Origin of the sequence: Streptococcus sp. 449_SSPC (assembly GCF_001073005.1) — a bacterium.
Lineage (GTDB): Bacteria > Bacillota > Bacilli > Lactobacillales > Streptococcaceae > Streptococcus > Streptococcus salivarius_F.
In genome coordinates, this window is record NZ_JVGR01000029.1 from 112520 (window position 1) to 134780 (window position 22261).

At 39.0% G+C, this 22261-nt stretch carries 21 protein-coding genes and 1 pseudogene; all 22 read left to right on the forward strand.

The features are described 5' to 3' along the window. The first annotated feature begins 103 nt into the window (after positions 1-103). The 22 genes and pseudogenes from ADH51_RS06625 to ADH51_RS06730 all read left to right on the forward strand — a co-directional run bounded on the left by ADH51_RS06625 (position 104) and on the right by ADH51_RS06730 (position 22254). Positions 104-781 carry a hypothetical protein gene (locus ADH51_RS06625; RefSeq protein ID WP_004182311.1) on the forward strand — a complete coding sequence of 226 codons (678 nt, stop codon included), beginning with the start codon at positions 104-106 and terminating at the stop codon, positions 779-781. Between the two features lie 71 nt (positions 782-852). Beyond that, positions 853-1734: an ABC transporter ATP-binding protein gene (locus ADH51_RS06630; RefSeq protein ID WP_048675386.1), complete on the forward strand. Its 882-nt coding sequence runs from the start codon at positions 853-855 to the stop codon at positions 1732-1734. Next, entirely contained in the window at positions 1731-2468 is a 738-nt protein-coding gene (locus tag ADH51_RS06635) for an ABC transporter permease (protein WP_004182313.1), read from the forward strand. Before ADH51_RS06630 ends, ADH51_RS06635 begins: the two co-directional genes overlap by 4 nt. Before the next feature lie 10 nt (positions 2469-2478). Beyond that, positions 2479-2928, forward strand: a complete 450-nt coding sequence (locus tag ADH51_RS06640; protein WP_004182315.1) for a cytidine deaminase family protein — start codon at positions 2479-2481, stop codon at positions 2926-2928. A 142-nt stretch (positions 2929-3070) separates the two neighbouring features. After that, the gene (locus tag ADH51_RS06645; RefSeq protein ID WP_037602152.1) at positions 3071-4009 is read left to right on the forward strand and encodes a bile acid:sodium symporter family protein; all 939 of its coding nucleotides are present in this window, start codon (positions 3071-3073) and stop codon (positions 4007-4009) included. 151 nt (positions 4010-4160) lie between these two features. After that, positions 4161-4370 carry a hypothetical protein gene (locus tag ADH51_RS06650; RefSeq protein WP_004182317.1) on the forward strand — a complete coding sequence of 70 codons (210 nt, stop codon included), beginning with the start codon at positions 4161-4163 and terminating at the stop codon, positions 4368-4370. Between the two features lie 10 nt (positions 4371-4380). Continuing rightward, positions 4381-4560 carry a hypothetical protein gene (locus ADH51_RS06655; protein WP_004182318.1) on the forward strand — a complete coding sequence of 60 codons (180 nt, stop codon included), beginning with the start codon at positions 4381-4383 and terminating at the stop codon, positions 4558-4560. Further along, positions 4553-5434, forward strand: coding sequence for an ABC transporter ATP-binding protein (locus tag ADH51_RS06660; protein ID WP_048675390.1), 882 nt, complete (start codon positions 4553-4555; stop codon positions 5432-5434). Before ADH51_RS06655 ends, ADH51_RS06660 begins: the two co-directional genes overlap by 8 nt. Next, on the forward strand, positions 5431-6168 hold the full coding sequence (locus ADH51_RS06665; RefSeq protein WP_048675393.1) for an ABC transporter permease: 738 nt from the start codon (positions 5431-5433) through the stop codon (positions 6166-6168). Before ADH51_RS06660 ends, ADH51_RS06665 begins: the two co-directional genes overlap by 4 nt. Then, entirely contained in the window at positions 6161-7255 is a 1095-nt protein-coding gene (locus tag ADH51_RS06670; RefSeq protein WP_048675396.1) for a sensor histidine kinase, read from the forward strand. Before ADH51_RS06665 ends, ADH51_RS06670 begins: the two co-directional genes overlap by 8 nt. After that, positions 7252-7854: a response regulator transcription factor gene (locus tag ADH51_RS06675; protein ID WP_048675399.1), complete on the forward strand. Its 603-nt coding sequence runs from the start codon at positions 7252-7254 to the stop codon at positions 7852-7854. The genes ADH51_RS06670 and ADH51_RS06675 overlap by 4 nt, the downstream gene beginning before the upstream one ends. Positions 7855-8357: 503 nt before the next feature. Continuing rightward, positions 8358-8906, forward strand: coding sequence for a hypothetical protein (locus tag ADH51_RS06680; RefSeq protein WP_048675402.1), 549 nt, complete (start codon positions 8358-8360; stop codon positions 8904-8906). After that, the gene (locus ADH51_RS06685) at positions 8899-9414 is read left to right on the forward strand and encodes a DUF3592 domain-containing protein (protein WP_048675404.1); all 516 of its coding nucleotides are present in this window, start codon (positions 8899-8901) and stop codon (positions 9412-9414) included. Before ADH51_RS06680 ends, ADH51_RS06685 begins: the two co-directional genes overlap by 8 nt. 48 nt (positions 9415-9462) lie before the next feature. Next, complete coding sequence (locus tag ADH51_RS06690; RefSeq protein WP_152904288.1) at positions 9463-10551, forward strand: hypothetical protein; 1089 nt, start codon at positions 9463-9465, stop codon at positions 10549-10551. A gap of 131 nt (positions 10552-10682) precedes the next feature. Then, positions 10683-11927 carry a hypothetical protein gene (locus tag ADH51_RS06695; protein WP_048675410.1) on the forward strand — a complete coding sequence of 415 codons (1245 nt, stop codon included), beginning with the start codon at positions 10683-10685 and terminating at the stop codon, positions 11925-11927. A 67-nt stretch (positions 11928-11994) separates the two neighbouring features. Further along, a pseudogene (locus ADH51_RS06700) lies at positions 11995-12900 on the forward strand (hypothetical protein). Then, positions 12878-13762, forward strand: a complete 885-nt coding sequence (locus tag ADH51_RS06705) for a hypothetical protein (protein WP_048675413.1) — start codon at positions 12878-12880, stop codon at positions 13760-13762. Before ADH51_RS06700 ends, ADH51_RS06705 begins: the two are co-directional and overlap by 23 nt. A gap of 193 nt (positions 13763-13955) precedes the next feature. Beyond that, complete coding sequence (locus ADH51_RS06710) at positions 13956-14477, forward strand: RDD family protein (protein WP_239682172.1); 522 nt, start codon at positions 13956-13958, stop codon at positions 14475-14477. Between the two features lie 123 nt (positions 14478-14600). After that, positions 14601-15521 carry a multidrug resistance efflux transporter family protein gene (locus tag ADH51_RS06715; protein WP_048675419.1) on the forward strand — a complete coding sequence of 307 codons (921 nt, stop codon included), beginning with the start codon at positions 14601-14603 and terminating at the stop codon, positions 15519-15521. Between the two features lie 254 nt (positions 15522-15775). Then, positions 15776-19672 carry a GH32 C-terminal domain-containing protein gene (locus ADH51_RS06720; protein WP_048675422.1) on the forward strand — a complete coding sequence of 1299 codons (3897 nt, stop codon included), beginning with the start codon at positions 15776-15778 and terminating at the stop codon, positions 19670-19672. Positions 19673-19932: 260 nt separating this feature from the next. Further along, complete coding sequence (locus tag ADH51_RS06725) at positions 19933-21966, forward strand: BglG family transcription antiterminator (RefSeq protein ID WP_048675425.1); 2034 nt, start codon at positions 19933-19935, stop codon at positions 21964-21966. Positions 21967-21969: 3 nt separating this feature from the next. Next, entirely contained in the window at positions 21970-22254 is a 285-nt protein-coding gene (locus tag ADH51_RS06730; RefSeq protein ID WP_037612076.1) for a PTS sugar transporter subunit IIB, read from the forward strand. Positions 22255-22261: the final 7 nt, after the last annotated feature.

Genomic DNA, 22261 nt, shown 5'->3' on the forward strand with positions numbered 1-22261 from the left:
GCAAATCCTTTTAATATAACATTGAATACGTTTACAAATAGTGCTATACTGATAGTGAAAATAATTGGAAATTTGCAATCATTTACTAGAAAGGAGTCTCCTTATGAAACGGTTTAATGCTCGGGCCATCTTGTTGCTTTTACTAGCAGCTTGTTTTATCGCTAGTGCCTTTATTCCAGATTTTTGGATCATGGTCAATTATAATCTGGTTTTCTTCGTGGCCTTCTTTTGTTTTGGTATCTTGAATAGGCGACCGCTCCTCATTTTTCTTGGTTTGGCCTTCTTATCACCCTATGTTCATGACTTGTTAAACCTCGATTTTGCACAGTGGAATCTCTTTAGCGGTATCTTTCTAATTGGCTTGGCTTTAGAGCTTTTTTATGGTCGTAGTCCAAAGAAAGGGCTCACTAAAGATTATAAGGTTAATAAGAACGACCAAGAGGGACCTCATATTTCTGTTAAGACCTATATGGCTGAGGATAGGTATCGTATCTATTCTCAAGAAGTCGAAACGATTGATATGAATCTAGCTTTTGGTGAGCTTTGGTTGGATTTGAGTCAGGCCAGCTTTGCGTCAGATCAGGTAGCTGTTCATCTTGATGCTAAGTTTGGTGAAGTTCATATCCGACTTCCTCACGACTGTGTCATGGATGCCACTGGAATTTCACATCCTCTGTCATCTGTGAAGGTGGATCGTTTTGAATCTGATATCGAGCAAGTTGAAACTAGGCTTCATCTGAGCGGAAGTCTCTTCTGTACGGAGTTGGAAGTGGAGTATTAAGGGAAGTCCGATGATATCAGCTCTATCGTCAATTAGCATGGCTCCTATACAAAAGAAAGGAAATCACAGGTATGAATGAAACGGTTATTCAAGTCACATCCCTTGGAAAACGCATCAAGGGAAAGACCATTTTAGAGGAGATTAGTTTTGAGATAAACAAGGGCGATTGTGTGGTCTTGATTGGACCTAATGGGGCAGGTAAGACTGTCTTGATGTCCTGTATTCTTGGTGATAAAAAACCGAGTAATGGTCAGGTCCTCATTGATGGTAAAGCAGGTAAGGCAAAAAATAAAATTGCGGTTCTCCTTCAGGAAAATACCATTCCAAATAGTTTGAAAGTGGAAGAGCTAATTGCCTTCTTCCAATCTATTTCTGATAATCCCTTGACCAATCAAGAGGTTCAGGAACTCCTACAATTCAAGGAAGACCAGTATCAGCAGTTTGCGGACAAACTCTCTGGTGGGCAAAGACGTCTTCTGGCTTTTGTCCTTTGTTTGATTGATAAACCTAAAATCCTCTTCTTGGATGAACCGACAGCGGGTATGGATACCTCCACTCGTCAGCGTTTCTGGGAGATTGTCAATGACTTGAAAAAAGCTGGGACAACTATCCTCTATTCCTCTCACTATATCGAAGAGGTGGAACACACAGCTGACCGTATCTTAGTCCTCCATCAAGGGAAACTCATCAGAGATACCACGCCATACGCTATGCGACACGAAGAGAAGGAGAAGCAGGTCACTCTTCCAAGTAGCTTTGTTAGCATTGTTCATGGACTGCCAGATATCTATGAAATCACTGAAAAGAGGGATGTCATCAGCTTCATGACCAAAGATATCGAAAAGGTATGGCAAAGTCTTGAAAATTCGGGCTGTGGAATTTCTGATATTGAAATTCAAAATAAAACACTCTTGGATAGCCTATTTGATTCAACAAGGGAGGACAAGGCATGAAAGCATTACTAAAAATTGAATGGATTAAAACGTGGCGAAGTTGGCCAGTCTTTATCATGGGAATCGGGATACCTGTCGGATTTTTCCTCCTTTTTTCTAGTATCTTCTCAGCACCTACTCCAGAAGCTCAAAAAGAGTTTTTGCTGTCTTATATGCTGACCATGACTGGCTTCTCCATGTCTAGTTTTGGTTTGTTTACCTTTCCCTATATGTTGCAAGAGGACCGAATTGAACACTGGTTGACCTATATCGAGCACTCAAAGGTTAGTATTGCAGCTTATTATCTTTCTAAAATCTTTCGTGTGCTTCTAAACTTTATGGTTGCCATCATTGTGACCTTTTGTGTAGGTGCCTTTTTCCGAGATGTAGAGATGCCATTCTTTAGATGGGTAGGGTCAGGTGCTCTCTTACTTTTGTCCGGTCTGCTCTTTCTAGCTTTTGGTTTACTTATCGCTCAGATTAAATCTCAACAATTCATGTCTCTTGTGGCAAATATTATTTACCTTGTCTTGCCTATAGTGAGTGGTTCATGGGTTCCTATTTCCATGTTCCCTAAGTGGGTTCAGAGCATCTCTGAGTGGACACCTGTCTATCATGTCAATGAATTGGTCGTTAATTTTGCTATCAATGGGAAATTTTCATGGAAATCACTCCTGTTTATTGTAGCTTATACTGCAGTAGCAACAGGGCTTGCACTCTTTATCAAGTCTCAAAGGGAAAGTGATCGAGGTTAAAGGAGAAATAATGGATATCTGGCAGAAAATGTATGAAAAGGCTCAAGCCTTGTATCAGCCACAGGAAGTCTCAGACTTTGTCTATGCTAGACACGTTGTGGCTGCCGTTGAGGCTGGAGATGGGCAAATTTTCACGGGCTTTTGTATGGAAGGAACGTGTGGTGTTTTCCATCTATGTGCCGAAAGAGCTGCCCTTTTCAATATGTATCAAGAAACTGGTCAAACTAAGGTCAAGCGTATTATCGCCTTTCGTGACCAGCCACCTCATGGTGGACCATCTGGCATGCCTTGTGGGGCTTGTCGAGAATTTCTAATGGAACTCCATCCTGACAATCGTAACTTGGAGTTTATGGTTGACTACGACACACGTCAAACCATTACTTTGGGCGAATTATTGCCACTATGGTGGGGCGAAGAACGGACTCAACAGTTTGAAGAGAAGTTAGAAGATAAGTCTTAAGGTTTATAAAATCAATAATCCTCGCATCTTAAGTGTGAGGGTTTATTTTTTTTGAAATTAATTTCAGAAAATTCGAAATTTACCTTGGAATTCAAAATGAAAGTGCTATACTATTCTGTGAAAATAGAAAGAAGGTTTCATTATGGAGTCACTTGTATCTTTTAGTAAATGGCTCAGCAAATGGTTTACTGTAGCTGTTATCCTCTGGGCGGCCTTTAACTATGCCCTTCCCGCAACTAGTAGTTGGGTCATTCCCAATACGGCTTATCTGCTTGGTTTGATTCTCTTTGGTATGGGGCTTACCTTGACAACTGAAGATTTTAAACGTATTGCTAAGCGTCCAATTCCAGTTGTTCTAGGGACTGTAGCTCACTATGTCATCATGCCTGGTTTGGCTTGGTTGCTTTGTATGATTTTCCATCTGAAAGGTGCGACAGCAGCAGGGGTTATCCTTGTTGGCTCTTGTCCAAGTGGGACTTCATCGAGTGTCATGGCCTTCCTTTCAGGTGGGGATGTTGCCTTGGATGTCTCTATTGAAACCCTCTCAACTCTCTTGGCACCACTCATGATTCCAACCCTCTTGTCATTCTTGGCTGGTCAGTACGTGAGTGTTCCTGCCCAAAGCCTCTTCCTAAGTACCTTGCGTATCGTGGTTGTCCCTATTATCTTGGGTGTGCTCGTTCACTCAATCTTTGGTAAGAAAATCGATGCCATCATCAAGATTATGCCTTTGATTTCACAAGCCGCCATCCTCTTGATTGTTGGAGCAGTTGTTTCTGCCAACCATGCCAATATTTTCACAGCAGCGACAGCCCTTGTTATCCCAGTTGTTATGCTTCATAACCTTTGTGGTTATGCCCTTGGTTTTGGATTTTCAAAAATCCTTGGTTTGGAAGAACCACAACAAAAAGCCATTACTTTCGAAGTGGGGATGCAAGACTCAAGTCTTGGAGCAACCCTTGCCATGAAATATTTCGTGCCACAAGCTGCCATCCCATCAACTATCTTCAGTATTTGGCACAATATCTCAGGTTCTATCCTCTCATCATGGTGGAAGAACCATTCAAAAAATAGTCATTAAGATAAATGAAAAGCTGACCTTGGGTTGGCTTTTTTACGTCACATGACAAATGTCATGTCATGTCATGACATCTGGTGCTAAAAAGAGAATGACCAAAAAGATATACTTTAGTCATAACTTAGAAATAATAAAAAACGAAAGAGGTCATCTCATGAAAATCAAAACATCTTACCTTATCTACGCTGTTATCGGAACTGTCTTTGCTGGACTTAGCATGTTTACTGACATCTTTGAAAAAGGGAACTTTGAAGCTATCTTCTCAAATTTGGGCATGATTATTGGCTTGTCTATCTCAGCTTACATTCTTATCACTATGGCTAAAAGTTTTATCGATCTTGTCATTAATGAATTGAAAAACTAGGAGGCCCAGTATGAAATTATTGAAAATACTAAGCATCATGCTCCTAGCGGTAATTTGGACTATCCTCTTTGCCTATGTCCTACTTCATGGTAGTAGTGATATTCTCTACAGTGTCATGGGTGTGTCTGTTGCAGCTTGTTATGTCTTTTTAGCCTTCTACCAAAAGAAAGGAAATCACACACATGAGTGAAGCAATCCTTCAAGTCACAAATCTTGTCAAAAAAATCAAAGGAAAAACAATTTTAGACCATATTAGCTTTGAGGTGGGACAAGGCGATTGTCTTGCCTTAATTGGGCCCAACGGTGCTGGTAAAACGACCTTAATGTCCTGCATTCTTGGTGACAAGAAAGCTAGTAGCGGTCAAGTCTTTATCAAGGGCAAAAAGGGAAAAGCGCAAGATCAAATTGCTGTTCTCCTTCAAGAAAATACCATTCCCTCACAACTAAGAGTTAAGGAACTGATTGCTTTTTTCCAAGATATTTCTGAAAATGGCTTATCTAAAGAAGAGATACAAGCACTCTTACAATTCAAAGACGACCAGTATCAGCAGTTCGCAGACAAACTCTCAGGGGGACAAAAACGTCTTCTTGCCTTTGTCCTCTGTCTTATTGGCAAGCCTGACATTCTCTTTTTAGATGAACCGACAGCAGGGATGGACACTACAACACGCCAACGCTTTTGGGAAATCATCAATGATCTGAAAAAGTCAGGTGTGACTATTCTTTATTCGTCCCACTATATCGAAGAAGTCGAGCACACAGCTGACCGTATCTTGGTACTTCATCAGGGGAAACTCATCAGGGATACTACGCCTCATGCTATGCGTAGCGAGGAAAAGGAAAAGCAAGTCACCTTACCAAGTCGCTTTGCTCCAAGTCTTGACAAACTGGCAGCCATTTATGATGTGACTGAAAAACGTGATGTTGTAACCTTTATGACTAAAGATATTGAAAGTGTATGGAATAGTTTACAAGCCCACGGCTGTCGCATTTCTGACATTGAAATTCAAAACAAAACACTTTTAGATAGCTTATTTGATAGCACAAGAGAGGACAAGGCATGAAAGCACTACTTAAAATCGAATGGATAAAAACATGGCGCAGTTGGCCAGTCTTCATCATGTCCATCGGAATGCCCGTCGGATTCTTCCTCTTGTATTCAGGTATGGAAATGAGTCCTGACCCAGCGTCACAAAAAGCCTTTATCTTGTCTTATATGTTGACCATGACTGGCTTTTCCATGTCTAGCTTTGGTTTCTTCACCTTCCCTTATATGCTCAGAGAGGACCAAACCGAGCACTGGCTAACCTACATCGAACATTCAAAAATCAGTATTCAATCCTATTACTTCTCTAAGGTCTTCCGAGTTCTTATGAACTTTATGGTTGCTATCCTAGTGACTTTCTGTGTGGGAGCTTTTGTGCGTGATGTTGAGATGCAATTATCACATTGGCTTGGTTCAGGAGCTCTTTTACTCTTGTCAAGCCTAGTCTTCCTATCCTTTGGCTTGCTTCTTGCCCAAATTAAGTCTCAACAAATCATGGCTATCGTCGGAAATATCGTCTTTCTTGGTCTTGCTATTATCGGTGGTTCTTGGATGCCAGTAACCATGTTTCCAAAATGGGTTCAGCACATTTCTGAGTGGACACCCATCTATCATATCAATCAATTGGTAGTCAATTTTGCGAAAAAAGGTGAATTTTCATGGAAATCACTCATTTTTATCTTGGTCTATGCTACAATAGCTACAGGCTTAGCCCTTTTTATCAAATCTTACAGAGAAAGTGACCATGTTTAGAACTTACCAGAAAAATGATTTCGCTTATTTTGTTAGTCTGATTTTCCTTGTCTTCCCAGTATTGGGAGTCCTTGGTGGGTATTATCCAGTTTGGACCCTAGTTTTGACAGGACTGTTTACCATCGCTTATCTCCTTATGGTGTATTTGAAAAAGGCCTATAGCAAGTGGATTCCCTTTCTGTGGTTTTACACTCTAGCTTACATTATCTTTATGTCCATAACCTTCCAGGGGGGCATGATGTGGTTTGTTTTTTTCAACGTCAATCTTCTCGTTTGGCGCTTTGAGGATAGTATATCATCTTATCGTTTCTTTTCCTTTCTAGTGACACTCTTGATTTTGACGTCATCATCCTTCCTATTGAGAGACGACTTGAGTACTCACCTCATGTCTATGGCTATTCTCCTCTTTTCGTTGGGAATGTACTATTATCAAAACCGTATACGTCAGGAGAGAAAGATGGAAGAAGCCCTTGCGGAGAAGAATCGTACCATCAATATCTTGTCTGCTGAAAATGAACGTAATCGTATTGGTCGTGATTTGCATGATACCTTGGGACACACCTTTGCCATGATGAGTCTCAAAACAGAGTTGGCACTGAAACAGATGGACAAGGAGCAGTATGATGCTGCTAGGAAGAATCTGGAAGAATTGAACCAGATTAGCCGTGACTCCATGTACGAGGTGCGTGAGATTGTCAATAAGCTCAAGTACCGAACGGTGGCAGAGGAGTTACTGGAACTCGAGCGACTCTTTGACCTATCTGATATCGTCCTGACCGTGGATAGTAGCCTTGACTTAGACAGCCTGTCACCCGTTAGCCAGTCGACCTTGTCCATGGTGCTTCGTGAACTGGCCAATAATGTCATTAAACATAGCCAGGCTGATAGCTGTCAGATTCGTCTTAGCCGTAATCGTGGTATCATTCTTGAGTTTGAAGATGATGGTTGTGGCTTTAAGGAAGTCACAGGACAAGAGCTACACAGTATCAGAGAACGCCTCAGTTTGATAGATGGAGAATTGGAAATCCTGTCTCAATCGCATCCAACTATTATTCGTGTACATTTGAAAGAGGGAGGAAAAGCATGAAATTATTAGTCGCTGAAGACCAGTCAATGTTGAGGGATGCCCTCTGCCAACTCCTCATGCTGGAGCACGATGTCGAGGAGGTCCATTCGGCCAGTGATGGCCAAGAAGCCATTACTTTCTTGGAAAAAGAAGAGGTCGACGTAGCTATTTTAGACATTGAAATGCCAGTTAAAACTGGCCTTGATGTTCTTGAGTGGATCCGTAGCAACCAAAGAGAAACGAAGGTCGTTATAGTGACCACCTTCAAACGAAAAGGCTATTTCAAACGAGCCCTCGCAGCCCACGTGGATGCTTATGTACTCAAAGAGCGTTCCATCAGTGACCTCATGGCGACCATCCATACCGTCCTAGCAGGTCAAAAGGAGTACTCGCCAGAGCTGGTTGAAGGTGTCGCCTTTGACAATAATCCACTTAGCCAACGTGAACAAGAAGTCTTGGCCATGGTGGCCCAAGGGTCAACAAACCAAGAAATCGCCGAAAGTCTTTTTCTCTCAAATGGAACCGTCCGAAATTACATGACAGCCATCCTAACCAAACTTGATGCAGGCAACCGCACAGAAGCCGTTCGTATTGCCAAAGAAAAAGACTGGCTAGGGTGAGGAGAAGTAGATAAATTTTCTATCACTTTGTTTTAACTAAAAATTTGAATTAGATTAATTAGTAAGAGTGAAGTATTTTTAAAGTGAAACTTCCCGCTGTGAGAAAAGTGGCTGAAACAATTTAGTTTCAGCCACATGGGATTTTTGAGACCTTAGGCTCAAAAATGAGTCATGGAGCTTCGAAGAAGATCGCTGACGTCCCAATTCACTTAAGGGAAGTTTATAAAAGATACTTTTTAATTGAAGGTCACCAGATGGTGGCTTTTTTCATGCCTTATAATCTATCTAAACATTCACAAGCAAGCAAAGTCCAGACATGGTAAAATGGAGTGAGTTGTGCTTATTTGAGTGAGCAAAAATGCAAAGACTAATGTGGGAGAATCAAATGCGGAAAATAATTTATATGGGCGAGTTTGACGGTAGGAACTATTATTACAATACAAGGACAAAAGAAGGCCTTGTAGCTTTGGATTCGGAAACGATTAAGAAAAAGGGAGAACGAAATGAGTACCCTAAGTACTTTAATCATGATGCTTTTCTGGTTATTCTTAATTTTGGAAGCACTGATGTTTCTGATACCGGTTTTTCATGGTATGCATTATCCAAAGCTGATGATTACTCCCTTTATTATGCTTTCAATAGTAACACCCTTACTGTACATCCTTTTTATGGAGGAGTGCTTATATTACAATGTTAACTATACCGTTCTTTCTACCAAGGAGGCTTTTTCACAGGCTGTATATACCAATAAGTTTTGGAATAATTTTTTCAATAAGAAGGCGACTTTGCTTAAAATACCAATCTTTATTTTTGCCATGCTAGTCATGTTGATTTTTAGCACAATATATTTTGGCTGGGTTTGGTTGTATTCAACTAACATTATTGCAGAGAAAGCTTTTGACCCTGGAATTTTAATTGTTATCCCTATATTCACCATATTTGCGGGTATACCTTTCCTCTTATTTTTCCAAAATAATCCAGTGCGATGGCTCCTTGCAGTTCGCAAACTCGAGCGTGGAAAAATCATCTTTGAGGAGGAAAATCATGTCTAAGTTACAGATTTTATTTTTGGCTTGGTCCATAAGCGTCATTGTTTTGTCCATACTGATAATTCTTTTTCGTTATGTGTATCTCAAAGAACTTAATCGTAAAACGAGTTCCACAGAGAGCGTAAAAGGTAGCGTAGTAGGTTATAGATACTATACTGATGCTATTGCTCCGATTGTGGAATATATTGTCAATGACAAGGCTTATAGAAGAAGTCTGGAGTATGAGTGGGTTACGACAGTTTCGCTTCCTTGGAAGAGTTCTAAAGCCACCTCTAATACAGACTTGTTGGCTAAAAGACTTGTTATATACACCAATTCGTCAGTACCATATGCCGCCAAAGATTTCTTTCCATTGGGATCAACCCTGACAGTTTGGTACAATCCAGATAATCCCAAAGAATCTTATGTCGAACGATTTTGTGGAGCAGTGAAAGTCTATAAATTTACTTATTGGACCTTACTTTTGACGCTTGTTTTCATCACGATTATTTGTTTGACTATGGCAATCTGATAGATGCGTTATATCAAGCAATAAGAAGTGTGTGAGCTGGTTAATCAAATGACAAACAAAGACTATCACCAAAAGGAAAAGCAAGAAATGAAAAAATCAACTACTTTTTACATCTACGAAGTAGGACCACTTTATCTTTTGATAATATTTACATTGAGTACTGTTATTGCTTTTTATCAGTTACTAACTGGTAATGAATTTGTCAATAATTTTTATAATCTAATAGTCGCTTGTTTTCTCCAATTGACAGTCGGATGGCTTTCTTTTGCATCAATGGGAAGAATAAAAATAAATGACTCAGAAATAGTTGTAGACCGCAATTTTAGACGTTATCGACTAGATCCCTCAACTATTATCGTCAGTTTAGGGAAAAAGTACTCGTTTCGAGGATTCGCTAGCTACCCAATTTTTCTGGAAGGAAAAATCATTGGGGACTCTAATCAGATGGTCAAACTCAAATTTCTAGGGAACAAGCGAAAGAATAAGGCCTTACTTAGTTATTATCAAAAACACCTCAAACCACTAGCAATTAAAAAGGAAAGTCTTGACCAGAAGAAGTCTACAGATGATGACTTTGAAAAGATGGTATTAGCTTCGAAAGATAGGATAACATTTCATTTAAGTGATTTGGTGGAAGTCGGTGCTGACCAGGGAGATCTTACTAAGACCGTATTTTATCATCCTATTGAGAACAAACTCTATACAGGGAAGAGTGTTCCGTTTCCAATTATTTTTACTCCTAGCGCAGTACTATTTTATGGTATTTATTGGTTGACTGAGCGTATTTCTCTGCAAGGTTTTCTTCCGTTAGTCCTTTCATTTGTCCTTATGTTTCTCATCGCTCGTTGGCAATTTAAACATAGGAGACAAACACAAATAGTGAATGTAATACCTTATGACATTCCTGAGAATTATTTCCCAACCCAGAAGTCAAATGGTTTGAAAACCTATCTTTTGATTTTCGCCTTTGGAGTCGTCACTATAGGGCTATCGATACTATACCTTTTTTGGGGTAGCTTTCTTTTATTATTTCTAAGTTTTGTGTTGTGGTACTTGTTTATTATTTTGGCATTATCAGGGCAATTTAAGAAAACCAAATATTTGAAAATCTTGGAGAAGGAAGAGAAACCCTACTAATCTATTTTTATTGAAGTATTCACCCCTTTGGGTGTTTTCTTTTTCAGCTTATCGGTGAACTTGCGAATGCTAAATAATCAGATATAATGAAAAGTAAGTCTATTTCAAAAATGAATATAGGAGATAAATTGATGGATTATAAGAGGATTTTGAAAAAATATACCCTTATTTTACGTATCACTACTGTATTACTTATTATTTTGTTATTTTTCCTTAGATGGCTCTTTTTAGAAAATTCCACTATACAGGTGATCGCTTTAGTAAGCGTCGTTGGTCTAGTCATTATATTAAAAAATTACTTAAATAGCTTACTTGTAGGGGAAACTCAAAAGATCCTTAAAGAAACGATGGGTTTGGATTTCTGGTATGAATCTATTCAACTGTATGGTAAGTCTCGACGTAAAAAGAATCAGATCAATGCTAGGATTGCATCTATTACCTACGCTTACATGATTGGCGACTTCCCATCGGTCATCAACCAAACAGAGGAATTACAATTTGCAGGTATTAGGAAGACTTACCTTGATTTTCTATGGTTTATTTCCCTGAAAGCATCCTTACTTTCTGGAAAAATAAACAACAAAGATGACCTTTTAAAATCACTCCATTATCTAAACTCTAAAGACGAGAAAGCAAAAGAAGTCGAGCAGAGGGAATTTATTGCTATGTACGATATTCTTGTGGAGCGTAAACCCAATGATTTCTTTAATCAGGCGACTGCTCCACAGGCCTTTGAACGACTCGAACTTCAGTATTTTAAAGCCTTAAACGAGCAATTAAGTGGAAATAAGGCTCAAGCCAGAAGCTTGTTTGAAGAGATTGCACAAGAAGATGAGCGCCTGTACTTTGTACAAATGGCAAGACATTGGTTGGCCAACAATGGGGAAGGGATTCTCAAATATTCAGAACAGGAGTTAGAAAGAATCGAGACTCTAACTGCCGATTTACCGAGCCTAGAACTTGGGAAACCTAAAAAGAACAAGAAAAAATGGTTATGGCTTCTCTTGATTATTCCAGTCCTAATGCTGCTGGGAATTATTCAAACAACCATTGATGAGAAAAAATCAGATGATGGCATTTATTATCTCATCGTCAAAAATCAATCAACAAAAACAGCAACAATCGATAAACGTTTTTGGATAAAAATAGACGGTGAGCAGATTACTCTAAAGGATGTGGAGGGAGAGCATACCTATCACTTTGACTCCCAAAACGATGAATTCACCAAAGATTCGGAGACTTATAGTTGTATGTTACATGACGGTAGCCTACTTCTTGTAAGTGATGGTTCAGAGAATGAACAAGCAGAGTATGTCAGCCCTGAAAGTAGTTGGTATTCAGGTTATGAGCAGGGAAAAGTCAAAATAGAGAAATAGCTTAAACCGGAAGGACAGGCAAATAGAAGGCTTGAGTATAGTAATAGAGCGGAGTGACAGATAATAAATGAAAAAATCAATTTTTAAGGCAAGTTTTGAAGAGAGTTTAAATTTATTAGACGATGCTTCGCTTCAGTATATAAAAAAAGACTATTACGAAAAACTTGGAAAAGGCTTAAATAATGGAAAGCCAAGTATTGGTTTTAGAATAAAAAGTATTCTCTACAGTGTTTTGTTTGTTTTTGGAGGGAACTTTCTCCTTGCCTTATTTGCCTCTTCTTTGGATGTTGCAGAGCCTAAGGATTTAACTCTGCCAGTTCATAAGCCGTCCCTGTTGACCCCTGAATTATTCCTTATTTGTTGTTTTATTTAGCTATCACTCGTTCTTATTGGAAAATTTGTGCGAAAACCATTTCTTCGACCATACAGATATCGCTTTCATATCGAGACCTTTTTATTTTGGTTCTGTCTTGAATTCAATCTCTTGGGAATAACTATAGCCCTCCCGCCCCTAACCTCATTAGGAATTTGGTTCATTTACATTCTCTTGTTTATCATTGCCCTAATATTTCTCCGTATGGAGAAAAGAAGTTTAAGCTCTTGTTTTTTCGGTGAAGAGGCGAGAAAAACTCTTGTTGATAGAATAGTAGGCCTAATCGCCACCTATGGTTCTGGAGTTCTAGGTCTTGCTGTAATCATCAAAATAATCCTGTCGCATTCGGGAGTAGCAGTTTCACAAAGCTTGACCTTGTTAGGCTTGTTTTTGACATGGCTAATCATAGATATTGGATTTTTGGCGATGGTTATCTTCATGGAGTTTCCTTTCTTTTTAGAAGGTTACTACAAATGGAAATACCCTGAAGAATACCGAGACTGGGAAGGAAAATCACTGGAAGATTGGTATGGCAAGCGGTACTTGAAGAAACACAAGGAGTTGTTGAAAGCTAAAAATGAAGAAAAAATCAATCTTTAGTGCAAGTTTTGAAGAGAGTTTAAATTTATTAGACGATAGTGTCTCAGGAAAATTTGCACAGGATAACTATCAGGATGCTTTAAAAAAAGAAAAATACAGAGGGACCTTGAAGTCATATGTTTGGTTAGTAATCTTGACGATTTTATTAATAATCGGTCCTAATTGGTTGATTGTTGCTTTAAATGAGTATTTATTTTATCATGCTAATCCCAAAGATTTAACAGTAGGCTTGTCCGAAATAAATTTTCTTCCCTACTGGGTATTTTGGATGGGACTGGTAATATGGCTTTTACTGATTATAGTAGGGAAGCGATTCAACCAACAGTTCATTTTAATCTATAGAGGTCAATTTCATTTTATGGTTTCCTTTATAATATGGCTCCTAATTGAACTAAATCTTCTATTGTTGAATTTACTTTATGGTCTATTTGGATATTTGGGAATGGCCGCTTTTGAAGGACTAATTCTTTTCACAATCATTTATATGATACGTGATAAGTCTACCTCATTGCTAAATTTATTATATGGTAGTACCGAAATAGAGAGTCCGACCGATAGATTGTTTAATAGAGTATTTAGATTTATTGTCAAGTATGGTGGAATAGTTGTAGCACTCTGGATAATTTTTCGTACGATATTTTCGGATTCAATAAGAAATGCAGATAGTTTGGTTGGAGGAATAAGCGTTCTATTTTTATTTCTAGTGTTCAATATATTAATAGCTGCCTTTGAAATTTATTTCATGTTTCCCTACATGTTGCAAGGCTACTACAAATGGAAGTACCCAGAAGAATATCGTGATTGGGAAGACAAGTCAGTAGAAGAATGGTATGGGAAGAAGCATAAGGGCAAGTTTAAGTGAAAACTTAAACCAAGGAAGTCATTATGATGGCCTCCTTTTTTATTGCTCCAAATACTGTACAATAGAGCAATAATAGGTGTTTACAGTTATGAAATAATCTCAATTTGCGAGCTCAATGACCTGCAATTTTCCTCTCAAATATTATTTAGAATATTAAAAAATGTTATAATAGGAGATGAGAAAGGAGGAGTCTATGATGAAGATCTTAGCAATCAATCCTATTTCGTTTAAAAAAAGAATGATTGAATTTCTATTCGATTATCTTTTCATTCTAGCTTATTTAGGTCTTCTGTTTTTAAGTTCTATGCCTATATACATTATTTTTTTTAATGGCGTCCCAGAGTTTACAGAAATTCAGTCGCAGTGGCTTGTATTTTTCACCTCTGTTTTGCCAATCACGCTCCTTTTCACATTCTTGGATTATAAACATGATGGCAGTTTTGGGAAGGTAAAAGCTGGACTTGAACTGGTCTACCAGAAAAAAACAGTGCAGGCTAGCTTGACTAGAAATGTCATCAAATTTTTACCTTGGCAACTCGGTCATATGGGCACGATTCATGGTTTCTATAGTAATTTTGATGTATTGTCCATTATCCTCTCTATTTCGGCGACTCTCCTCGCAGTTTCCTTACTGGCAATGACGATGTTTAGAAAAGATAAGAGGCATCTAGGAGACCTGCTAGCACATACACAAGTGCAGCTAAAAGGTGATTAAAATATAGATTGTTTACTTGGTCCATAAGTAAAAATTGAAACGAAACTAAGGAAGTCATCATAATGACCTCCTTTTTCTATTGCTTCAATTACTGTATAATAGAATCTACAGGAGTTTACAATTATGAAACAATCTCAATTTGCGAGGGCGATTTGGTATGGTATTCTTGGTGCTCTCTTTTTTGCTTTTACTTTTATTTTCAACCGTAGTATGAACCTTTCAGGTGGGTCCTGGATGTGGAGTGCTAGTCTACGCTATTTGTTTAGCTTGCCTATGCTGGCTGTTTTGGCCTGGCGTAATGGTGAGCTGGCAGGTGTTTTGTCTGCCATTAAGAAAGCACCCCTGACTTGGTTGATTTGGAGTACGGTTGGTTTTGGGCTTTTCTATGGGCCACTGTCTCTAGCCTCCATTTATGGTGAGTCCTGGTTTGTGGCAGCCACTTGGCAGATTACCATTCTAGCTGGTCTGCTCTTGACACCTCTCTTTGGTCAGAGGGTACCTGGTAAGCAACTGCTTATGACATTGGTTATCCTTTTAGGTATTATTCTCATCCAGATTCCTTACTTTGGTAGTGGTCTTGGTAGCGGTGTGGTTCGTGCCAGTCTCTTGATTTTACTGGCTGCTTTTGCCTATCCTTTGGGCAATCGTAAGATGATGGTCCACTGTAAAGAGGATCAGCTTTCAACGACGCAGCGCGTGTTTGGGATGACCTTGATGAGTACGCCTTTTTGGGTGATCTTATCAGTTTTTGCTGTAACGGATTCTGGACTTCCATCAGGGGGACAGATTTTACAATCTTTAATTGTAGCTGTCTTTTCTGGAGTTGTCGCAACCTTGCTTTTCTTCGAGGCGACTAATCTGGTTAAGCATAACCATAAGCAACTGGCAGTAGTTGAGGCTACTCAGGCTGGTGAAGTTCTCTTTACCCTCTTGGGTGGTTGCCTCTTCCTCGGAGATAGTCTACCTAGCCTTTTGGGATTCCTTGGGATTGCTATTGTAACCATTGGTATTATTGGAAATAGCCTGCTAACAGGCTCAGATTAAGCATAAGTATGAGACTTTCGAATGGCAAATTCGGAAGTTTTTTATTTTTATTAAAAATATTATAGAAAAACGCGACATTTTCAGACTATAGTGCTATAATGATATTAAAAGTAAGCGTTTACCATTTTAATGTAAATCCTAGCGATATTTCCGGAAACTTTGACAGGCTTATTAATAAAGGCGAATGTATTGACTTTGAATTTTCATGAAAACTGAGTTAACATTTAATGTTGCTCTAAAGAAGGAGAAGAGTCATGAATGATACTGTTTGTAAAAATTGGTTTATGCGTAAAAGTGGGAAGACTTGGGTCTATGGCTGTGCCTTGGTAAGTTTTGCAGGTTTGGCTCTGGCTGGTCCTGTCTATGCGGATCAAGTGGAACAGGCAACTGTGAGCCCAATACCTCAAGAGGTGGTAGCTCAGACTGATCATCAAGTTGAGGTTGCTCCCAGCACGACCAAAGAAGTCCCCCAAGTGGTAGAGCCTAGCCCGTCCCTTGTTTCTGAATCTGCTAAAACAGCTCAAGAGAATCCAACTCATTCTAAACTTGACCAGCCTAAAGAGGAACAAGCACAGGCTAGTGAGGCTGAGAAAGTAACTAACCAAGCGCAAGGAGCCGATTTGAATCAGACCAGTCAAGAAACGCCAGTTGAAACCAATAGTACAAGTCCTGTTCATGTGACAGAAGAGAAAACGGATTTGCCTAATAATGAAGCAGTTACCAATCTTGAAGGAATGACCGCAGATCAAAATGGTCACTGGGAAATGAAGGTTGATGGCATTCATTCAGAAGCCAAAGACAAGGGAGACTCTTTCCTTTATTCTAAATCTGAAGGTAAAAATTTTGTTTATTCTACGGATGTGACCTTCAAGGAAGTTGGTGGTGCAGCTGCTCTCATTTTCCGTGGTAACAATGATAGCAGTAACAAAAATATGTATGGGGTCAATGTGGACTCTGGTAACCATAAGGTTAAGTTTTGGCGTTGGGTCAATAATCAAGATATTCAACTTGTAGATGAAAAAGATGTGACCCCAACTGCTGATGAAACCTATAATCTTAGAGTAGTTGCGGCTAATCAATGGCTATCTTACTATGTCAATGATGTGCTTGTCGCAAGTACAGGCGACTCTGTTCTTCAAAAAAGTGACAAGGGCCAACCTCAAGTTCTTCCAGAAGGTTATTTTGGACTTCTTAATTGGAATGCCAATGTTATTTTCAAAAACACTCGTTATGTCAATCTTGACGATGAGAGTCTTCCTTTGATTGACAAACTCGTAGTGACTTCAAAGACAGGTTCTGTTGAAAAACAAGCCCAATTCTTCTCCGAAGAACCACTTCATATTCAATATGTGGGACACAATGCTGAGACAGTAGGCTTTGACATCACTAAGCATAGTCCAAATGCTGTCATTAAGGTTGAAGATGCCAAGGGAAATGTTTACACAGATATTTCTCAATTGCCAGTGGCTGTCGGTGCCAATTACTTTACCATTGAAAGTAGTGTGACCGATTCGCTTGGCCGACCTGTGACCTTGACCTACCGCATCAATATCCACCGCAGGCAGAGTGATGATGTGTATTACAACGAACTTTATCGTGATCAGTATCATTATTCTGTTAAGGATGGCTGGGCTAATGACCCTAATGGCTTGGTCTTCTACAAGGGACGTTATCATCTCTTCTATCAATTTTACGATGACACCAAATGGGGTCCAATGCACTGGGCCCATGCGACTAGCCGAGACTTGCTTCATTGGGATGAGGAGCCGATAGCCTTCTATCCAGATGCAACAGGTCACATGTTCTCAGGCTCTGTCGTGGTTGATAGTACCAATAGCTCGGGCCTTTTCAAATCTTCGGAAGGTGGTCTGGTAGCTGTTATCACTTCAAATGGTAATGGTCAACGGATCGAAATCGCCTATAGTGAGGACGAGGGTAGAACTTGGCAAAAATATGACAAGGTGGTTGCTGACTGGTCTCAAGATCCTCTTCAAAACCAAGATTTCCGTGACCCTAAGGTCTTTCGCTGGGATAACCAATGGTTTATGGTCCTTGCTGGTGGTCCACTCCGCATTTATTCCTCACCAGATTTGAAGAACTGGCAGGTTGAAACAACCTATAAGGATTTGCATACGGAATGTCCTGACCTCTATCCAATTGTGGCCAATGATGGGGCACTCAAGTGGGTCCTCTCACGTGGTGGTCGTTCTTACAAGGTTGGAGACTTTAAACAAGTGGATGGGAAGTGGGCCTTTGTAGCTGATGAAGTTTACCAAGACCATGATGAAATCATGAATTTTGGTAAGGATTCCTATGCTGCCATGACTTACTATGTTCATGATTTTGGGACAGCTGACCATCCAAACATTCCGCAATTGACTGAAATCAACTGGATGAACACCTGGGAAGATTACTGTAATCTGGTCGCAGATACTGTTGGTCAAAAATTTAATGGTACCTTTAACCTTAACCTTGACCTTGGTTTGGTTAAATCAGGCGACCGTTACCTCTTAACACAAACACCTGTTAAGGCCTATGAAAGCCTTCGTGATACAGATAATGCCCAGTATTTTGAAAATGTCAGAGTAGCTTCTGACAATGAACTGCTTAAAGATTTCACAGGTGACACTTATGAAGTGGTTTCTCACTTTGTACCAGGAAAGGACACGACAGCAGTTGGCTTTAACCTTCGCGTTGGCGATGGTCAAGCTACAAAGGTCGTTTACGATTTAACCAAGGAAACTTTGTCTATTGACCGTAGCCAATCTGGTACTATCCTTTCAGATGCCTTTACTAAGGTTAATAGTCAACAAGTGACTCGCAATGAAGATGGTTCTATTGATTTGCATCTTTATGTGGACCGTGCGAGTGTGGAAGTCTTCTCTAAGGGCAATACGGTAGCTGGTGCTAATCAGATTTTCCCAAGCCCAAGAGCCGTTGGAGCAAGTATCTTAGTTGAAGGTGGTCCAGCCAAAGCAAATATTGCTATCTATCCGATTAAGAGTACTTGGACTGACAAGAAGGAAGTCACTAAGGCTGTTGCTATGAACACAACAGCTGCAGGTCATTTTGCTCTTGAAGTTGGTCAAAGTAAGGACTTGCAGGTTTACCTTGCACCAGCCTCTGAAGAGCAAGATGTGACTTGGACAGTTAGTGATCCAAGTTTGGTGTCCTATACTGAGCATGACAATATACTTTCTCTCAAAGCCCTTCACAAAGGTCATCTCACTGTCACAGCAACTTCAGTTGAAAATCCTTCATTGACCAAGACCTTTAATATTGACATTACGCTCAACAATTTTGCGACCAACCTTAAAGGCTTAAAGGCTGTCACTGGTGATTGGTATATTGATGATAAGACGCTTTACGATAGCAATGTCAGTGCCAATGACTTCTTCATGGCCTATGAAAGTAATGGCTTCAAGCAATTTGACTATGATATCGATGTCAAATACCAACATGGTTTGGTCAACCTCTTTGTAGCTGCGGAACGTGAAGAACCTGGCCGTGCCTATTCTGTCCAATTTGCTGACAACGACACTGTTCGTCTCTTCCGTTTTGGTGGTGAAACCATCGCTGAAGCTCACTTGGATAAGGCTATCAATGATGGCCAGTACCACCACGTCAAGGTTGAAAAGGGCAAGGACACTATGACAGTCTATGTCGATGGTAAGGAAGTGCTCCATCATCAATTTGATGCCGTGGATAATTACTTCAATCAAGCCCATGTCGGTGTAGGTCTTTGGGATGGAGCAGTAGAATTCCAAAACTTCTTTGTTACTGAAAAAATGACAAACACAAGCAGTGACACTACTGACGAACCAATCAAACCTGATCCTCAGCCAGAACCTAGTCCAGACCCAAATCCGGAAAATAAACCAGTTGAACCTGAGCATCACCCTGAGCTTGCTCCAGAGCCTGAACCAACAGGACAAAATAATGGTCACGACAGTACAAACACAGTGCCAGATCCATCTCAGGATAATACTGGTAAGCAAGAAGAAAGTAAGACTCCAGTGGAAACACCTAAGACTGTCACAGCACTAGTTGAGAGCCTCCTCAAAAAATTCAACGCATTTAGTCTCTCAACTTTTCTTGCAAGTATTGCCAAAGAAACATGGCACTTTTTGACAAAATGGCTATTCAGCTAAGACCAAAAAGTTGAAAGGGGTCATGGAAGAAGAAAAAACTTAGAAGTATGAAAGCTTCTAAGTTTTTTTGTTTAGAAATAGTCACGGGAGGAATTCAGTTTTTTCAAAAATTATGATTTTGTAAGTCGCTTTATTTAACAATCCATTAGAATATTATCTTGGGCACAATCTACACAGTTTTTTCAATGATTTAAATTGTGCCCTAATTAGCTTTAAGTTTTGTAAGCGGTATCATATAATCTAAGTAGAAAGGTTAAGAAATGATTGATCATAAAATTATAGTAGTCTTGATAACCTTGTTGGCTAATCAGAATCTTTCTTTGTATGAGTTATCTGTAAAGACTCGATTTTCTATAAAAGATGTTAGAGATTGTATCGATCAATTAACTATATATCTCTCTAATCGTGAAATTAAAATTGAACAAGATAAAGGGAGGTATTATGTTACAGGTATACTCGACAGAAAAAATATAACGACATTAATTGGTTCTGAAGAATTACAGCTTCCGAAAAGGATTCGTTTACATTTAATTTACCTTTATACTTTTTGTCGTACTGATTTTGTTTCGAATTGGCACTATCAAGATTTTTTAAAGGTTAGTAAGAATACCACTTTGTCTGATATTCGTTCTTTGAGAAAGAATCTGAAAACTCATCACTTGGATATAGAATATTCTAGATCTCAAGGATACATTATACTTGGTGATGAAAAACAGAAACATTTGATGGCTTTTAAAGTCGTTAATGAGTTGCTAAACTCTCCTGTCGGACTTTGGGGACTTGAATATGTTATTTCTGCTTGGCCTCATGGCATTACTTTTGAGATTTTAAATAAACTTGTTCAGGATTATTCAAAAATTTTGCACCTTACGCCAATTTCCGATAAGTTACAAGAATGTTTGTATGGAATAACGCTTATTCTATGTCGTTATCAAAGGAAAGTTTCCAGAGTAGTTTCAGAGGAGATAGAGGTTCCTTCTCAGATACGTAATTTGGCAGATATTTTATTGGATAATGCTTATGATTTAGGGGGATTTGATAGTAATTTTACTCGATTAGATCGCCAATATATAGCTGGGCTCTTATCTAGTGGTTTTGAAGGAAATACCTCTGTTGATTTTTCTTATTTCAAAACTTTAACTGATCAAATTGTAGAAAAAATGGAAAGTATTTCACTTTTACAATTTTCTCAGCAAGTCACGCTCAAAGAAAATTTGATTAAGCATTTGATTCCAGTTTACTATCGCTTAAAATTTGGTCTTCCTAGTTCAAATGATTATACAGATAGAATAAAAGAACAGCATCCAGATTTATTTGAATTTGTTAAGGAATCCTTGGAGCCATTGTCAAAGGTTGTAGGCTTACCTATTCCAGACAGTGAAATAGCATACTTTGTCGTTCATTTTGGTGGTTATCTTAAGAAGAATGAGACGTCGACTAGAAAAAACTACAGAGCGGTTATTGTTTGTCCGAATGGTACGAGTTCTTCACTAATGATAAAGGAAAGTCTACGCATTTTATTTCCTCAGGTTAGCTTTATCGGAGTCACTCGAGTAGATCGTTTGCATGAGTTTAAGGATGATGAATTCGATTTAGTATTTTCAACAGTCAAGGTTGAGACTCAAAAACCTCAGTATTTAGTATCAGTAATGATGTCTGTTGAGCAATCTTCACAATTAGTGCAATTAGTCTCAAAAGATTTTCCAGAAATGGATCCTAAAGATATTGAGCTAGAGAGATTGCTTGAGTTGATTAAGCGATTTGCTTCAGTATCACAAGAATCAGAATTACGCATTGCTCTGAAAAATTTTATATACGAAGAAATACAGAGAAAGGAAGTGTTACCTTTGTTACAAGATTTGATTACAGAAAAAATGTTTCAAAGAAGTTCAGAAAAAATGGGGTGGAAGGATGCTATTCGAAAAGCATCTCAACCAATGCTAGAAAGTGGCCAAATTACTGCAAACTACCCAGAAGCAATGATTGGAAAAGTCGAGGAATTTGGACCTTTCATAAATTTAGGAAAGGGTATTGCGATTCCTCACGCTAGACCTGAAGATGGTGTTAATGAAGTGGGGATGTCTATGTTGGTTTTAGACCATCCAATTTATCTGCTGGATGATCCAGCACAAGAAATTCGTTTATTAATTTGTATTGCTGCTGTCGATAATCAAACTCACCTAAAAGCATTAAAACATCTTACGATGATTTTACGTGATAATGCGAAGGTTGAAAGATTGTTAACAGCTCAAGAGTTTAATGATATCAAAGAAATTATTCAACAGGAGGACTAAATTATGTTGAGAATTGGTACAGCGTGTGGTTCAGGACTAGGTTCTAGCTTTATGGTTCAAATGAATATCGAATCTATTCTTAGCGAACTAGGAGTGACTGGTGTTGAGGTTGAACACTATGATTTAGGTGGTGCGGATCCAAGTGCTGCGGATATTTGGATTGTTGGACGTGACTTGGAAGATTCAGCAGGACACTTAGGTGATGTAAGGGTATTAAATAGCATTATCGATATGGATGAGCTGAAAGAATTAGTAACTAAAATTTGTGAAGAAAAGGGTCTTATTTAGGAGGTTC

What these genes read in the sequence shown, in the direction of transcription:
- ADH51_RS06685 (WP_048675404.1), top strand. Translation starts at nt 8,899, where the DNA reads ATGTCTAAGTTACAGATTTTATTTTTGGCTTGGTCCATAAGCGTCATT.
- ADH51_RS06665 (WP_048675393.1), top strand. Translation starts at nt 5,431, where the DNA reads ATGAAAGCACTACTTAAAATCGAATGGATAAAAACATGGCGCAGTTGG.
- ADH51_RS06660 (WP_048675390.1), top strand. Translation starts at nt 4,553, where the DNA reads ATGAGTGAAGCAATCCTTCAAGTCACAAATCTTGTCAAAAAAATCAAA.
- ADH51_RS06720 (WP_048675422.1), top strand. Translation starts at nt 15,776, where the DNA reads ATGAATGATACTGTTTGTAAAAATTGGTTTATGCGTAAAAGTGGGAAG.
- ADH51_RS06655 (WP_004182318.1), top strand. Translation starts at nt 4,381, where the DNA reads ATGAAATTATTGAAAATACTAAGCATCATGCTCCTAGCGGTAATTTGG.
- ADH51_RS06725 (WP_048675425.1), top strand. Translation starts at nt 19,933, where the DNA reads ATGATTGATCATAAAATTATAGTAGTCTTGATAACCTTGTTGGCTAAT.
- ADH51_RS06670 (WP_048675396.1), top strand. Translation starts at nt 6,161, where the DNA reads ATGTTTAGAACTTACCAGAAAAATGATTTCGCTTATTTTGTTAGTCTG.
- ADH51_RS06675 (WP_048675399.1), top strand. Translation starts at nt 7,252, where the DNA reads ATGAAATTATTAGTCGCTGAAGACCAGTCAATGTTGAGGGATGCCCTC.
- ADH51_RS06730 (WP_037612076.1), top strand. Translation starts at nt 21,970, where the DNA reads ATGTTGAGAATTGGTACAGCGTGTGGTTCAGGACTAGGTTCTAGCTTT.
- ADH51_RS06705 (WP_048675413.1), top strand. Translation starts at nt 12,878, where the DNA reads ATGAAGAAAAAATCAATCTTTAGTGCAAGTTTTGAAGAGAGTTTAAAT.
- ADH51_RS06690 (WP_152904288.1), top strand. Translation starts at nt 9,463, where the DNA reads ATGACAAACAAAGACTATCACCAAAAGGAAAAGCAAGAAATGAAAAAA.
- ADH51_RS06635 (WP_004182313.1), top strand. Translation starts at nt 1,731, where the DNA reads ATGAAAGCATTACTAAAAATTGAATGGATTAAAACGTGGCGAAGTTGG.
- ADH51_RS06650 (WP_004182317.1), top strand. Translation starts at nt 4,161, where the DNA reads ATGAAAATCAAAACATCTTACCTTATCTACGCTGTTATCGGAACTGTC.
- ADH51_RS06715 (WP_048675419.1), top strand. Translation starts at nt 14,601, where the DNA reads ATGAAACAATCTCAATTTGCGAGGGCGATTTGGTATGGTATTCTTGGT.
- ADH51_RS06645 (WP_037602152.1), top strand. Translation starts at nt 3,071, where the DNA reads ATGGAGTCACTTGTATCTTTTAGTAAATGGCTCAGCAAATGGTTTACT.
- ADH51_RS06710 (WP_239682172.1), top strand. Translation starts at nt 13,956, where the DNA reads ATGATGAAGATCTTAGCAATCAATCCTATTTCGTTTAAAAAAAGAATG.
- ADH51_RS06695 (WP_048675410.1), top strand. Translation starts at nt 10,683, where the DNA reads ATGGATTATAAGAGGATTTTGAAAAAATATACCCTTATTTTACGTATC.
- ADH51_RS06640 (WP_004182315.1), top strand. Translation starts at nt 2,479, where the DNA reads ATGGATATCTGGCAGAAAATGTATGAAAAGGCTCAAGCCTTGTATCAG.
- ADH51_RS06680 (WP_048675402.1), top strand. Translation starts at nt 8,358, where the DNA reads ATGAGTACCCTAAGTACTTTAATCATGATGCTTTTCTGGTTATTCTTA.
- ADH51_RS06625 (WP_004182311.1), top strand. Translation starts at nt 104, where the DNA reads ATGAAACGGTTTAATGCTCGGGCCATCTTGTTGCTTTTACTAGCAGCT.
- ADH51_RS06630 (WP_048675386.1), top strand. Translation starts at nt 853, where the DNA reads ATGAATGAAACGGTTATTCAAGTCACATCCCTTGGAAAACGCATCAAG.